11 protein-coding genes and 1 pseudogene are annotated in these 14,407 nt (G+C 45.5%); 6 read left to right on the forward strand and 6 right to left on the reverse strand.

The window, feature by feature from the left end; all coding sequences use genetic code 11:
- Positions 1-469: 469 nt before the first annotated feature.
- The 5 genes and pseudogenes from ABUE30_RS09165 to arfA all read left to right on the forward strand — a co-directional run.
- A pseudogene (locus ABUE30_RS09165) lies at positions 470-1,675 on the forward strand (DEAD/DEAH box helicase); the annotation flags it as partial.
- 364 nt (positions 1,676-2,039) lie between these two features.
- Complete coding sequence (codB, locus tag ABUE30_RS09170; protein WP_408623443.1) at positions 2,040-3,296, forward strand: cytosine permease; 1,257 nt, start codon at positions 2,040-2,042, stop codon at positions 3,294-3,296.
- Positions 3,297-3,299: 3 nt separating this feature from the next.
- A complete protein-coding gene (locus ABUE30_RS09175; RefSeq protein ID WP_408623444.1) occupies positions 3,300-4,472 on the forward strand; it encodes a PucR family transcriptional regulator in 1,173 nt (390 codons plus the stop codon).
- A gap of 8 nt (positions 4,473-4,480) precedes the next feature.
- Complete coding sequence (gene codA, locus ABUE30_RS09180; RefSeq protein WP_408623445.1) at positions 4,481-5,731, forward strand: cytosine deaminase; 1,251 nt, start codon at positions 4,481-4,483, stop codon at positions 5,729-5,731.
- 455 nt (positions 5,732-6,186) lie between these two features.
- Positions 6,187-7,680: an arabinosylfuranosidase ArfA gene (gene arfA, locus ABUE30_RS09185; RefSeq protein WP_408623447.1), complete on the forward strand. Its 1,494-nt coding sequence runs from the start codon at positions 6,187-6,189 to the stop codon at positions 7,678-7,680.
- Positions 7,681-7,996: 316 nt separating this feature from the next.
- Here the strand turns inward: arfA and ychF are convergent, their stop codons facing one another.
- From ychF to lolB, 6 genes are all read right to left on the reverse strand, one after another.
- Entirely contained in the window at positions 7,997-9,088 is a 1,092-nt protein-coding gene (gene ychF / locus ABUE30_RS09190; protein ID WP_408623448.1) for a redox-regulated ATPase YchF, read from the reverse strand.
- A gap of 14 nt (positions 9,089-9,102) precedes the next feature.
- Entirely contained in the window at positions 9,103-9,696 is a 594-nt protein-coding gene (gene pth / locus ABUE30_RS09195; RefSeq protein ID WP_408623449.1) for an aminoacyl-tRNA hydrolase, read from the reverse strand.
- Positions 9,697-9,698: 2 nt separating this feature from the next.
- Positions 9,699-10,361 (reverse strand): 50S ribosomal protein L25/general stress protein Ctc, encoded by a 663-nt coding sequence (locus ABUE30_RS09200; RefSeq protein WP_408623450.1) that lies wholly within the window; start codon positions 10,359-10,361, stop codon positions 9,699-9,701.
- A gap of 155 nt (positions 10,362-10,516) precedes the next feature.
- Complete coding sequence (locus ABUE30_RS09205) at positions 10,517-11,458, reverse strand: ribose-phosphate pyrophosphokinase (protein ID WP_408623579.1); 942 nt, start codon at positions 11,456-11,458, stop codon at positions 10,517-10,519.
- Positions 11,459-11,523: 65 nt separating this feature from the next.
- A complete protein-coding gene (gene ispE / locus ABUE30_RS09210) occupies positions 11,524-12,390 on the reverse strand; it encodes a 4-(cytidine 5'-diphospho)-2-C-methyl-D-erythritol kinase (protein WP_408623451.1) in 867 nt (288 codons plus the stop codon).
- Entirely contained in the window at positions 12,368-12,955 is a 588-nt protein-coding gene (lolB, locus tag ABUE30_RS09215) for a lipoprotein insertase outer membrane protein LolB (protein ID WP_408623452.1), read from the reverse strand. The genes ispE and lolB overlap by 23 nt, the downstream gene beginning before the upstream one ends.
- A gap of 132 nt (positions 12,956-13,087) precedes the next feature.
- On the opposite strand from lolB, the gene hemA reads away from it, so the two are divergent.
- Entirely contained in the window at positions 13,088-14,350 is a 1,263-nt protein-coding gene (hemA, locus tag ABUE30_RS09220) for a glutamyl-tRNA reductase (RefSeq protein WP_408623453.1), read from the forward strand.
- The last annotated feature ends 57 nt before the right edge of the window (positions 14,351-14,407 follow it).

Below are 14,407 nucleotides of genomic sequence, written 5' to 3' on the forward strand. Positions count from 1 at the left end.
ACAGAACAGTGAGTCGCCATAGAATTTGATCATATAATCTGCTGTAAATCGATATGTAGCCAGAAGATTGACGACAATGACTCGTTTATTGATGGCTACATGGTTGCTCTAATTTAAGTTTTTTCTCTTTATTGCTATTGCTACTGCTACTGCCAGTATGATGGTGCCACTTTGGCAGATTCGTATTCCTTCATGTGTTTTCTAAGTTGCCTCTGATATAAGGTGACCCTCAATCAGATTGAGATGATAATGGCCTTCAAAAGCGTTTTTGTATGAATAGAAAGTCTTTTTCCTTTTGTTTAAAATAGTTTGAATCGATGCGTTCTATGCTATGTTTTTGCTAGATGGTTTGCTTGCCAAATAGGGCAGTTATTAGTTGCTATGCCATGATGAAAGCCGCAAAATATCGCCCTTTCGCTGACAAAGTGTTTAGCGAATCATTTATATCAATATTGATTGAGAGTCCACTATGGGTTTTACCTCGTTAGGCCTTAGCGCGCCAATTCTTAAAGCGATCCAAGAGAAGGGGTATAAAGAGCCTTCGGCGATTCAGTTGCAGGCGATCCCCGCGGTACTCGCTGGGCGCGATGTCATGGCTGCTGCGCAAACGGGAACAGGTAAAACCGCCAGCTTTGCCTTACCTATTTTAGAGCGACTTATTCATGGGCCCCGCGTGCAAGCGAATCAAGTTCGCGCTTTGATCTTAACGCCAACGCGTGAGTTAGCCGCTCAGATCCAAGAAAACATCGTCACATATGGCCGTTATCTGCCGTTAAGAAGCGCGGTGGTTTTCGGTGGGGTAAAAATTAATCCGCAGATGCTTAACATGCGCAAAGGTGCGGATATTTTAGTCGCGACTCCAGGGCGGGTACTCGACCTTTATCGACAAAATGCGCTTCGATTTAATCAGTTGGAAATATTGGTATTCGATGAAGCGGATCGTATGCTGGATATGGGCTTTATCGATGAAATTCGCCACATTCTTAATCGCTTGCCCGTTAAACGTCAAAACTTGCTATTTTCAGCCACGTTTTCTGATGAGATCCGTGCACTGGCACAAACGATCGTAAGCAATCCGGTTGAAATATCGGTGAGTCCAGCTAATTCGGCTGCAATCACCATTGAACAGTGTATTTATCCGGCGGATGTCAAACAGAAAGCGCCGATGCTGGTTAAGCTCATCAATGATGGGAATTGGCAGCAGGTGCTGGTTTTTACGCGCACTAAGCAAAGTGCCAATCGGTTAGTAACCTATCTCACTCAGCAAGGTTTCAGTGCAAGTGCAATTCATGGTGATAAAAGCCAAGGGGCTCGCACTCAAGCTTTAGCCGATTTTAAATCTGGGACGGTTCGGCTGTTAGTGGCCACTGATCTGGCCGCGCGGGGCTTGGATATTCCTCAATTGCCGCAAGTGGTGAACTTTGAGCTACCTAAAGTCGCGCAAGATTATATTCACCGCATTGGTCGAACAGGGCGCGCAGGGGAGGCAGGACATGCAATTTCATTAGTCAGTGCCATCGAAGCGCCAGAGCTGTTTGCCATTGAACGTTTGATTCAACAATTGCTACCTCGTTTACAGCTCCCCAGTTACCTGCCCACCAATGAATTAGCAGAATCGAAGCTTGATACGCGTCCGATTAAACCGAAAAAGCCAAAAAAGCCCAAAAAAGCTAAGGTGCCAAACAGCTCACCACTTTGCTGAATCATTGCTCACATCAAATATCGCGAGGGTGTCCATTTAACGGATGGGTATCCACTCGTGGCATTTATACCACCCGTTACACATTGTAGACAATCCGGCTCGTTCATAACATATCGTTAATGGACTGTTCTGTCTGTTTAACCGTTAGTCGTTTGCGTTATTTTAGGGCGATAAATCACTTTATTCGTGCAACTTGTTTGTTATGCATTCAAAGTGGTAGGCATTATGTATATATGTAAATTTAGTCTGTGTACCAAATGGTACATATGGTTGATACGGTCTGTTGGCACAATACTTGTTTAATCATTGCTTAACTCATCTTCAAAGGAATGGCGCGATGCAAGAAAACAATGATTATCCATTAAGCGAAGTACCCCCCAATAGCCGCAAAGGCTTCATTTCGATGGTAGCGGTTTTACTGGGATTTACCTTCTTTACCTCAACCATGTGGGCTGGTGGGCAATTAGGAAGCGCCTTCGCGATCGATCAATTGCTGACGGTTCTTTTCGTCGGAAATCTCATTTTAGGCGTGTACGCGGCTGCATTGGCTTATATTGCCTACAAAACTGGGCTCAATACGGTATTACTAGGGCGTTACTGTTTTGGTGAATATGGCAGTAAGTTATCTGATTTTGTTTTAGGGTTCACCCAGATTGGTTGGTATGCCTGGGGCGTGGCGACCATTGCCATCGTCTTGATCAAACTGTGTCATATCAGTGAAGCGTGGCAAGTCCCGCTGGTGATTATTTTTGGTTTTGGTTTTTGTATCTCGGCATCGATTGGTTATCGCGCTATGGAGCTTCTATCTAAAATATCGGTCCCCGCGATGTTGGTTTTTATTGGGATCTGTTTTTATCAAGGATTGGTTCATATTGGTGGTGTAACAGAGCTATTGCATATCGAACCTAAGCAAACGATGGGGTTTAGTGCGGCCATTACGGTAGTGATTGGGACATTTATTAGTGGGGGAACTCAGGCAACGAACTGGAGCCGTTTTTCAAAAACGGGCAAGATTGCAGTCATTTCGACATTGTTGGCATTTTTTATCGGCAATGGCTTAATGGTTTTTGTGGGGGCTTTCGGGGCGATGATCTATCAACAGGCTGATATTGTTGATGTACTGGCCGCACAAGGGTTCATCTTGCTTGCCGTATTGATGCTGTTCGCAAATATTTGGACCACGCAAGATAACACGATTTATAACTTTGCTGCAGCTGGTTGTAACTTATTTCGTACTGATAAACGCCGCACAATTACAGTGATTGGTGCGGCAATTGGAACAGTTCTAGCGCTATTTGGCATGTATAACTACTTGATCCCGTTCTTGGTTTTATTAGGCACCTTTATCCCGCCCATTGGCGCTATTATTATGGCGAACTTTTGGGTGATCCACCGTGCTAATCCCCCCCAATTATCGGATATTGAGCTGCCAGATTTTGATTTTCAAGGATTGGCAGCCTATGGCCTTGGTTCACTTGCTGCTTACTTATCGCCTTGGATGCCACCTGTCGTGGGCATGCTGGTCGCGAGTATTAGTTATGTCCTGCTGGTCATGCTTTTCTCGCTGCGCCAACGCGTTGTCAAAATAGGGTAATCGATGCTGACTGTGCGAGATATTCCCAGCATTCAAGGGTTGCAATCCATTCAAATCCGAGCTGGTATGGTAGGAATCGATAAGGCCATTCGTTGGCCTTATATTGCAGAAGATCATGAATTAGCCCCATGGCTGGTCGGTGGCGAAGTGATCTTTATTACCGGCATCAATCGTAGCTGGTCCAATAGTAGTTTTCAGCGGTTGCTTCAAGTCACCCAAGCGAAGAATGTTGCAGCCATTGTGGTTTTAACCGGCTCTCGTCATATTCCAAGCTTAAGCCCTGAGTGGATGGCGTTGGCCAATCAATTTCAAATCCCATTGTTGGAGCAGCCTTACTCTTTGGCGATGGTAACCGTCACTGAACGATTATCCAATGCCATTGTTCAAGAGTCATTTGCTCAGCGTTCCAAGCAATGGTTTTTGTTGCAGCTTATCGAAAATCCATCTCTGCCAGAAGCGATAACCTTAGAACAAGCTAAAGGAATTGGCTTGCCAATCAACAGTTTGTTGAGTGTAGCGATGGTCTTACCAAATGCGAGTGTAAGCGATCATATTGATTTTTGGTCATTTACCTTGCGTGAATTTTTAGTCGCCGAACATAGCCCATTTCCATTAATTGAATATCGAACCGGCTGGCTCCTTATCTTGCCTCTAGTTGATGAGTGCCATACGCAAGATGTGATGCCGATTTGGCAACAACTCCATCACACGCTAAAGAGGCGACAGCTTCCCTCAACGATTGGAGTCAGCCATGGTCAATCGCTAAAACAGCTGAATTTACTGATCCGACAAGCGAGGCAGTGTAGTGAATTTATTTATCGCCACCATCGTGGCCAGCTTTTTCATCACAAGACATTTGCGTTGCAGCAACTCTTTACTGCCGTTGATGATGTACCACTTTTGCAGCATTTCTGTCGTCGTATGCTCGGAGCGCTTTATCAGACAAGTGATCGCGAGCTATTATTCATCAAACAGACACTTGCTAACTATTTTGCCTCTTTATGTTCAGTGCGACGTACGGCTCAGCAGATGGGCATTCATCGCAATACCGTTAGCGCCAGATTACAAAAATTTGAACAATTGACTCATCTTTCTTTAGCCGATGCGGGCCATCGCCTCGCGGTGCAAAATGCACTGCAAATCGACGCCTTTATTTTGCCGCCCGATGAATCTTAGGGACTTTTATGAAAATTATTAATGCTCGATTACGCCATCAAGACGCTCTTTTTAGTATTGATTGCCAAAATGGCCGTTTCAGTGAGATCACCGCGCAAGCAGGGCTGATTGATGCACCTTGTGATATCAATGCTAACGCGCAGCTTCTCTGTGCGCCTTTTGTTGAACCGCATATTCATCTCGATGCTGTGCTGACCGCTGGTGAGCCACATTGGAATAACAGCGGAACATTATTTGAGGGTATTGAGTGCTGGGCAAAGCGCAAAGAACTGCTCACTCTCAGCGATGTTCAAAAGCGGGTATATAAAACAGCTGAGTTGTTAATCAGCCACGGAGTGCAATATATCCGTACCCATATTGATGTTACCGATCCAGCGCTGACGGCGCTTCAAGCGATTATTCCCTTAAAAGAAAAACTTGCGCCGTATCTTGATCTGCAAATTGTTGCTTTCCCTCAAGAAGGGATCTTGTCGTTTCCCAACGGTAAGGCGTTGATGACAAAGGCATTAGAGTTAGGGGCCGATGTGGTCGGTGGTATTCCGCATTTTGAATTTACCCGAGAATATGGGGTTGAGTCGATGCGTTGGGTGATCGATTTAGCCAAACAACATAACGCCTTAGTCGACGTTCATTGCGATGAGATTGACGATGAAAATTCACGTTTCTTAGAAGTGCTGGCAACGGCAGCCCTAGAAAGTGGTATGGCGGATAGGGTGACGGCAAGCCACACCGTTGCGATGCACTCGTACAATAATGCCTACTGCTCAAAATTGTTCCGATTATTGAAAAAGTCTGGGATCAATTTTGTTTCCTGCCCCACCGAAAATACCCATCTGCAGGGGCGCTTTGATACTTTCCCTAAACGTCGCGGGATCACGCGGGTCAAAGAGCTGCGTGACGCCGGAATGACCGTCGCCCTTGCGCAAGATTCGATTCAAGATCCTTGGTACAGCTTAGGCAATGGTAAGTTACTGCGACAGGTTGATTTTGCGCTGCATGCTTGTCATATGATGGGATATGACGACTTTAAAAATGCCCTCGATTTTATTACCGATAATGGCGCTAAAGTGATGCATATTGGTGATCGCTACGGGATTGAAGTTGGCAAACCCGCCAATTTTATTATTCTTGAAGGTTGTGATGATGTGTCGGTGATCCGTCAACAAGGCGATGTTTTGTGGTCTGTTCGAGAGTCGAAGGTATTGGTGGAGCGCCAACCCTCAGTATTAAAACAGTCCCCGGCATTGCTGCGCGAATAAACGGGTCAATCACTTTTATCCGTTGCATGACAGGTCACTGCGAGGCTTGTTATGCATTGATTAAAAACTATATCAGACAATATAGGGTAATTTATTTTTACAGATATGCTCTAACCTGTTCATTGTTGGTTTGTCCATCCATCAGTAATTTCAACCCACATTATTTCGGACACCGTCTAAATTTGATGATTCGCCATCCTAGCGTGTGCCATTTGGCGATAAAACATCGTAATAACCGATTGCGAGCACAAATTTTAGATCATGCACTGATTATGCAGCTGATTAGCGTTTCTCTACATAGCGATGTTATTTCTCGGTTCTTTATAATGCTTGTCTAAGCAATGGCCCATCCTAGTTGGTCTATGGGGGATCGGATTCATTTGATATTTCACCTCTCATATTTCATTTCAAGATGAAGCCAACGGGTTGATGCGTTTTCTAAAAGGGGCCGATAGATGAAACAAGCCAAATGTATTGTGAATAAGCATTTTAAAATTGCCGATATTGATCGCCGAATTTATGGTTCGTTTATCGAGCATATGGGGCGAGCTGTTTATACTGGAATTTATGAACCTGAGCATGCAATGGCTGATGAACAGGGGTTTCGTCAGGATGTGCTCAAGGCGGTCAGGGATTTAAACGTTCCCATCGTTCGCTATCCTGGCGGAAATTTTGTGTCCGGTTATGATTGGAAAGATGGCATTGGCCCTAAGACTGACAGACCTAAGCGACTTGATTATGCGTGGCTTGCGATAGAAACCAATCAGTTTGGTATCAATGAGTTTGCTGATTGGGTAAAAAAAGCTCATAGCGAAGGGATGATTGCCGTTAATCTTGGCACTGGGACACCTCAAGAAGCGGGCTACCTTGCGGAATATTGCAATGTTCCAAGTGGGACATACTGGAGTGATAAACGTCGTGAACATGGCTATGAACAACCGCATTGTTTTCAAGTTTGGTGCTTGGGTAATGAGATGGATGGGTCATGGCAAACGGGGGGCTTGTCAGCCGAAGATTACGCGAAAAAGGCACGAGAAACAGCGAAGATCTTAAAATGGGTTGATCCCAGTGTTGAACTGGTGGCATGCGGTAGTTCCTCGAAAGAGATGGCTACATTTCCTGATTGGGATCGCACCGTGTTAGAAACTTGCTACCCTTATATCGATTATATATCGCTGCATCGCTATTACGAATATGAAGGGAATACAGCTAATTTTTTAGCGGCATTTTATGATTTAGACAATTTGATCCATACCCTTAAAGCGACCGCAGATTATGTCAAAGCAAAGCATCGTAGTGACAAGGTGATGATGTTAAGCCTTGATGAGTGGAATGTTTGGTATATCAAGCACATGGATATAAAGCGTTGGCAATGGGCCCCAGCGATTGCTGAAGATGTCTATTCGCTGATGGATGCGCTGGTTGTTGGCGGATTGCTGACCACGATTGTTAATAATGCAGATCGAGTAAAAATGGCCTGTCTAGCACAATTAGTCAATGCACTTGCCCCCATTCATACGGCAGTAGATGGCGGTGTATTAAAACATACAACCTATTATCCGTTTCAGCAGGTCAGTCGTTATGCGCGAGGCGGTGTGTTTAAAAGCATGTTGCTGTGTGATGACATTGATACGCCAAAATACGGTCGCGTTCCAGGATTAGCCACACTTAGCACGTTTGATGAAGTGAATCGGACGTTCGCTTTTTTTGTTCTGAATACGAATTTAGATGATGAAGTAGAACTTGTATTGCAACTTGAGCAGTTTGGCGATTTACAGATGTTAGAGCAGCAAGTGCTGATGGGGGATGAGTTGTTGGCGGTGAATAGCTTCGACGCTCCTGAACAAGTGATACCAAGGGCTAAAATGGTTAGTGGGGAAATCGGGCAGGAGTTTACCATCACTTTAGCAAAAGCCTCGTGGACGATGATTCGTTTTGAGCAAGTATAGCGGCGACATCGATTCGGATCTTTGTTGATTAGGTGTGCTCAAGTCTAAAGAAGTTTCTGTTTAGTCGTGAAATGGTGGTGCCCAGAATTATATGTGATTGGCTAAGCGGCTCGTTGATAATACAAGGTGGGAGGCATGGCGGCGCAATAAGGCTAACAAACAAACCTAGTTGAATGTTTCAATCAATGACGCGGTGGAGCATTTTAGCCCAATGGGTTAATTTTGCCTGCGACGATGATGAGTGTCTAACGTTGCCGAGGTAGATGATAAAAAACCGCCACAACTGGCGGTTTAGATGCATTATTAATCGTCAATATTACACGTTGAATAGGAAATGGACGACATCTCCGTCGACAACTTTGTAAGTCTTGCCTTCTTGGCGCCATTTACCTGCTTCTTTAGCACCGTTCTCACCATTATATTGAATAAAATCATCATAGGCGATCACTTCAGCGCGAATAAAGCCTCGTTCAAAGTCGGTATGGATCACCGCTGCGGCTTGCGGCGCAGTGGCGCCAACGCGAACGGTCCAAGCCCGCACTTCTTTTACCCCAGCAGTAAAGTAAGTTTGCAGGTTAAGCAATTTGTAGCCAGCTCGAATAACGCGGTTTAAGCCTGGCTCTGTCAGACCCATTTCAGCCATGAATTCAGCTTTTTCATCAGCTTCTAACTCGGCAATTTCACTTTCAATTTCGGCGCAAACGGGTACAACTACAGCATTTTCTTTTTCGGCGATTGCGCGCACGATATTCAAATACGCATTATCTTCAAAACCGTCGTCATTGACATTAGCGATGTACATCGTTGGCTTAAGTGTTAAAAAGTTCATGTAACCAATCGCTTTAAGCTCATCGTCATCCAGACCAAGGCTGCGGATCATCTCGCCTTCTTCAAGATGAGCTAAGGCTTTTTGTAACACGGGCAGTTCAAATTTTGCGTCTTTATCACCGCCTTTGGCCTTTTTAGTAACTCGGAAAATAGCTTTTTCACAGCTTTCTAAGTCGGACAGCGCCAATTCAGTATTAATGGTGTCGATATCGGCAGCGGGGTCGACTTTTCCTGAGACATGGATAATGTTGTCATTTTCAAAACAACGTACAACATGACCAATCGCATCTGTTTCGCGAATGTTGGCTAGGAATTTATTGCCGAGACCTTCCCCTTTAGATGCTCCCGCAACAAGACCCGCAATATCAACAAACTCCATTGTTGTTGGCAAGATACGTTGTGGGTTGACAATTTTAGCCAACGCATCTAAACGTGGGTCCGGCATAGGAACCACACCGGTATTGGGTTCAATGGTACAAAATGGAAAGTTAGCCGCTTCAATACCGGCTTGAGTCAACGCATTGAATAGTGTCGATTTGCCCACATTAGGTAAGCCGACAATCCCACATTTAAATCCCATGACAATAATACCTTTTATGGATTTGCTTGGAAATTGTGTAGGCGATTTTGCGCCTTAACCAAGCCATCTTTAAATAAAATGTCCAGACAGCGCACTGCTTCATCAATGGCATCTTCGATTTGCTGTTGTTGTGTTTTGGGCGGTTTGCCTAAAACGTAACCTGTTACTTGAGATTTGTCACCTGGATGACCAATCCCGATACGCAAACGATAGAAATCACGATTATTCCCCAATTTAGCTATCGTGTCTTTGAGGCCATTATGCCCGCCATGACCACCGCCTTTTTTTAACCGAGCAACACCAGGGCTAAGATCCATTTCATCGTGAGCAACGAGTATTTGCTCAGGCTCAATGCGATAAAAATTAGCGATAGCAGCAATGGCTTGACCACTGAGGTTCATAAAGGTGGTGGGAACGATTAGCCTGACGTCCTCATTGACAATGTTCAGCCGAGTTGAGTAGCCAAAAAATTTGGGCGTTGCTTGTAGCGTAGCTTGGTAATGTCGAGTTAGTTCATCGATGAACCAAACGCCGGCATTGTGTCGTGTCTGGGTATATTCGGGGCCTGGATTTCCCAGGCCCACGATTAAGCGAATAGAATTCGCCATAATTACTCTGCTTTTGGTGTTTCTGCGCTGTCATCGCTTGCAGCAGCTGCTGCCGCTGCATCTGCAGCTTCATCATCAGCAATTAAGCTACCGCGTTCTGTCGCAGCAGATACCAAGACGAGGTCATGGTCAGTCCCTTTATGGGAACCTGACGCAGTAACCCCTGCAGGTAATGCAACTTCAGACAAGTGAATAGAAGCGCCGTTTTCCAATTTCGCCACGTCAACTTCGATGTGTGAAGGCAAATCTTTTGGTAAACAAGTGATTTCAATTTCGTTGGCATGATGGTGGATAATCGCACCTTCAGAAACCGCAACACTGTTTTCTTCGTTGATATAGTGAACTGGTACAGTCGTTGTAACTGTTTCAGTTGCGCTAACACGCAGAAAGTCAACATGGTTGATTTTTGGTTTGAATGGGTGGCGCTGCATGTCTTTTACCAAAACATCAACACTTTCGTTGCCGATTTTCAGCTCTAAAACTTGTGAATAGAAGCTTTCTACTTGTTGTGCACGTAATAGTTTGTCATGAACTAAAGCGATTGATACGGCTTCTTTGTTGGCACCATAAACAATGGCAGGGACTTTGTCTTCACGGCGTAGGCGGCGGCTCGCACCTTTCCCCAGATCACTGCGAAGTTCTGCATTCAGTACAATTTTAGACATTGATAGTTTCTCCAAAAATTAAATGTGGCACCCGTTCGCGACCAAACGATCTGCCCGTACCCTACATAAAAGGGCGCGCTATGTTACCACTGGCATGATTATATTGCTAATAAAAAACGCCCCAATTGGGGCGTTTTTTATCAGACAACGACGCACTAGAACATGGCTGAAATTGATTCTTCATTACTGACACGGCGAATTGCCTCAGCCAATAATGGTGCTAAAGAAAGCTGGCGAACTTTCCCAAGTTTTTTAATTTCAGGACTCAATGGGATAGAGTCGGTGATGACAAATTCATCGATGACTGAGTTAGCAATATTTTCAGCAGCTTTGCCTGAAAAGACTGGGTGAGTGGCATAGGCGAAAACACGCTTAGCCCCTTTTTCTTTAAGCGCTAACGCACCTTGGCATAATGTGCCACCCGTATCGATCATATCATCGACTAAAATACAGTCACGACCATTAACATCTCCAATGATGTTCATCACCTGCGCCACATTGGCGCGAGGACGACGTTTATCGATAATGGCTAAATCGGCGTCATTCACCATTTTAGCAATTGCCCGAGCTCGAACAACACCACCAATATCAGGTGATACAACCACAGGTTGTTGAAGTTTACGTTCAAGGATATCGTCCAACAGGACTGGGCTACCAAAGACGTTATCGACCGGAACGTCAAAGAAGCCTTGGATCTGTTCAGCATGTAGATCGACTGTTAAAACACGGTCAACGCCAACACTGGATAGAAAGTCTGCAACAACTTTGGCCGTAATAGGTACGCGTGCGCTGCGCGGTCGGCGGTCTTGTCTTGCATAGCCAAAGTAAGGCATCACGGCTGTAATTCGGCCCGCAGATGCACGGCGCATGGCATCAACCATGACGATTAATTCCATCAAATTGTCATTGGTTGGGGCGCAAGTTGATTGAATGATGAAAATATCCCCGCCACGTACGTTTTCTTTGATCTCCACGCTAATCTCACCATCGCTAAAGCGACCTACTGAGACATCTCCAGGTTTAGTGTAAAGACGATCAGCGATACTGTGAGCAAGTTCAGGAATGGCGTTACCTGCAAAAATTTTCATATCGGGCACGGTAAAAATACCTCGGTTGTGTTGCCGTTGATGGGTTGAAGGGTCGATATTGCTTGAATGATAAATCATATTCCAAGCCTTGCGATCTGTTCGTGCAGTGGTGATTGGTTGAGTCCACGGCAGACGAGCGGCGCAAATTCTGGTGGGCAGCGCATAGCGACAGTGCGCGCTTGGCGTTCAGTTGTAAATGGTGCAAAGACACAGCTACCGGTCCCAGTCATTCTTGCTGGCGCGTATTCTACCAACCAGTCTAAAGCCTGTGCAACCTCGGGATAGTGTTGTGTCACAATTGTTTGGCAATCATTGCGTGTTTTTTTAAAGTTGTATTGCGCTGGCGCAAATTTTGGTGTGTTTCTTGGCAGGTCGGGTGAGGCGAAAATACGCGCCGTTGACACACTCACTGGTGGCGTTAGTAATACATACCAGCAGCACTCGGGCTCAGCAGGAGTGAACTGTTCACCTATGCCTTCAGCAAAGGCTGCATGGCCGTGGGTAAAAATAGGGACATCGGCCCCTAACGCGCATCCTAGCGTTGCCAGTTCAGTGGTTGTTAGGTGGAGCTGCCATAAGCGGTTCAGAACCACCAGAGTAGTGGCTGCATCCGATGAGCCCCCGCCAATTCCAGCTCCCATAGGCAGGCGCTTATTTAATTCAATGATAGCCCCTTGCTTGGTTTGGCCATGTGCTTGGAGTAATTTGGCTGCGCGAACAATGAGATTATCTTCGCTGTTGACACCTGCAAGGACCGCTCGCAATTCAATCTGAGGTTCTTTGGTGGGCAAAATAGTAAGTTCATCGGCTAAGTCGATAAATTGAAACAGAGTTTGTAGTTCATGATAGCCGTCATCACGGCGGCCATTAATGTGTAAAAAAAGGTTTAATTTTGCTGGCGCTAAGTAGCGGATATCGTTATTCATGAGGGGGATCCACATGCCATTGGTCAATAATAATTTTTATTCGGGCCGTACCATGTTTAGCTTCTAACTGCTGAGGTAGTACGTATTGACCAACTTGTTGATAATTTTTATAGGTGATCTGCCAGCCATCGAGACTTTTAATTGATCCAATACGCTGGTGTGTATTTAGTTGGTAAGGTGCGCCATCTGCGAGCCCAACCAACCAAAAGGGTAGGCGATTCAGAGGAAGATGCCATCCTGTCAGCTGCGAAATTAATTGGTTTGAATCAGGGCCTTGATATGTTTTGTCATTAACGACGACGACTGTTCGCTGCGGCGTAATCGTCGCGCTGAGCAGTTGCTTACCAAATGGACCATTCAACAATAGGTTATCACTGCTGCGCTGGTGTTGCCAATAGAGGCTAGCACTATGGCGCTCTTTAGGCGTTATCAGCGCTATTTGCCCGTTGATTTGCCAACTCTTTATTTTGGCCAATTGTGCTTGTTGCGTTTGCCAAGGCACTTGAGCCTTTGGCGGCTGAACGCTCGCGCAACCTGCTAGAACTATCAGTGCAGCAGCAATGAATAGATATCGAAACAAAGTAACCTCTATTGGGCGAATGGATTGTTGGCGATCACGGATGACCGAGCGTCTTCCTTTCTTTTAGTCAGGCTTTCCCGTACAATCTAAGCTCCATATCATATCGTGTGTTAGAGCTAGAAACCATAGTCAATGAGCTTGTTGGCATTAGGAATGAATCATAAGACAGCTTCCGTTGAGTTTCGCGAGAAAGCTGCGATTAGTGCTGAGCATATAAGCCGAGCGCTGACTGAGTTACAAGACAATTGCCAGAGTCATTCAGTGATTGTATCAACCTGCAATCGAACTGAGTTGTACGTTAGTTCAAATGACGAGAATCCTGAACCGATCATCCAGTGGTTGGCCAAGTTTCAGCATCTGGACGAACAGCAATTGCGTGATTCGCTGTATATTCATCGTGGGCCTGAAGCGATCCGGCATTTAATTCGGGTCTCTGCGGGACTCGATTCCATGATTTTAGGCGAACCTCAAATTCTTGGTCAGGTTAAGCAAGCCTATGCTGAGGCCCGTGAAGTCGGGGTTATCGGTCCAATATTAGAGCGTTGTTTTCAACGAGGCTTTGCTGCGGCCAAACAAGTGCGAACGCAAACTGAAATCGGTCAAAATGCGGTTTCGGTAGCATTTGCCGCAGTCAGTTTAGCAAAACGCATTTTTGCTGATATAAGTCGTGCTCAGGTGATGCTGATCGGTGCCGGTGAAACGATAGAGTTAGTTGCCAAACATTTGCTCGACCAAGGTGTCGCAAATATTATGGTTGCTAACCGTACTGTTGCGCGCGCGCAAAATCTAGCTGGGCAATTTAACGGTAAAGCGATTACCCTCAATGAGCTGCCTGATTATCTTCCCATGGCGGATATTGTCATCGGTTCTACTGCTAGTCCTTTACCGATTATTGGCAAAGGAATGATGGAAGAGGTCATGCGCAAGCGCCGTCATCAGCCTGTGTTTATGGTTGATATTGCAGTGCCTCGTGACATTGAAGCGCAAGTGGGCGATCTGCGTGATGTCTATCTATATAGCGTTGATGATCTGCAAGGAATTATCGAACAGAACATGGCCCATCGACGTGAAGCCGCCACCGTTGCCGAAGATATTATCGATGAGCAAGTCGATGAGTTTATGGCTTGGTTGCGCTCGCTGGAAACGGTCGATAGTATTCGACATTTTCGCCAGCACTGTTTTCATATGCGAGATGAGCAAGTTCACAAAGCGCTTGAAGCGCTCGAGCATGGCGAATCAGCGGAAGATGTTCTCAGTGAACTTGCATTTAAATTAACCAATAAATTAATCCATGCCCCGACACAAGCCTTGAATAAGGCTGGTCGAGAAGGGCGATTTGATCAGTTGGAAGTGATTCGCCAAGCACTAGGTTGCCCAGCTAAATCGCGTTTTTAGCAAGCAAAGTTGAGCCCTGTGTAATGGGTTATCCCAATTGAGCATTGTTTAGAGAAC

The organism is Celerinatantimonas yamalensis (assembly GCF_046054155.1).
Lineage (GTDB): Bacteria > Pseudomonadota > Gammaproteobacteria > Enterobacterales > Celerinatantimonadaceae > Celerinatantimonas > Celerinatantimonas yamalensis.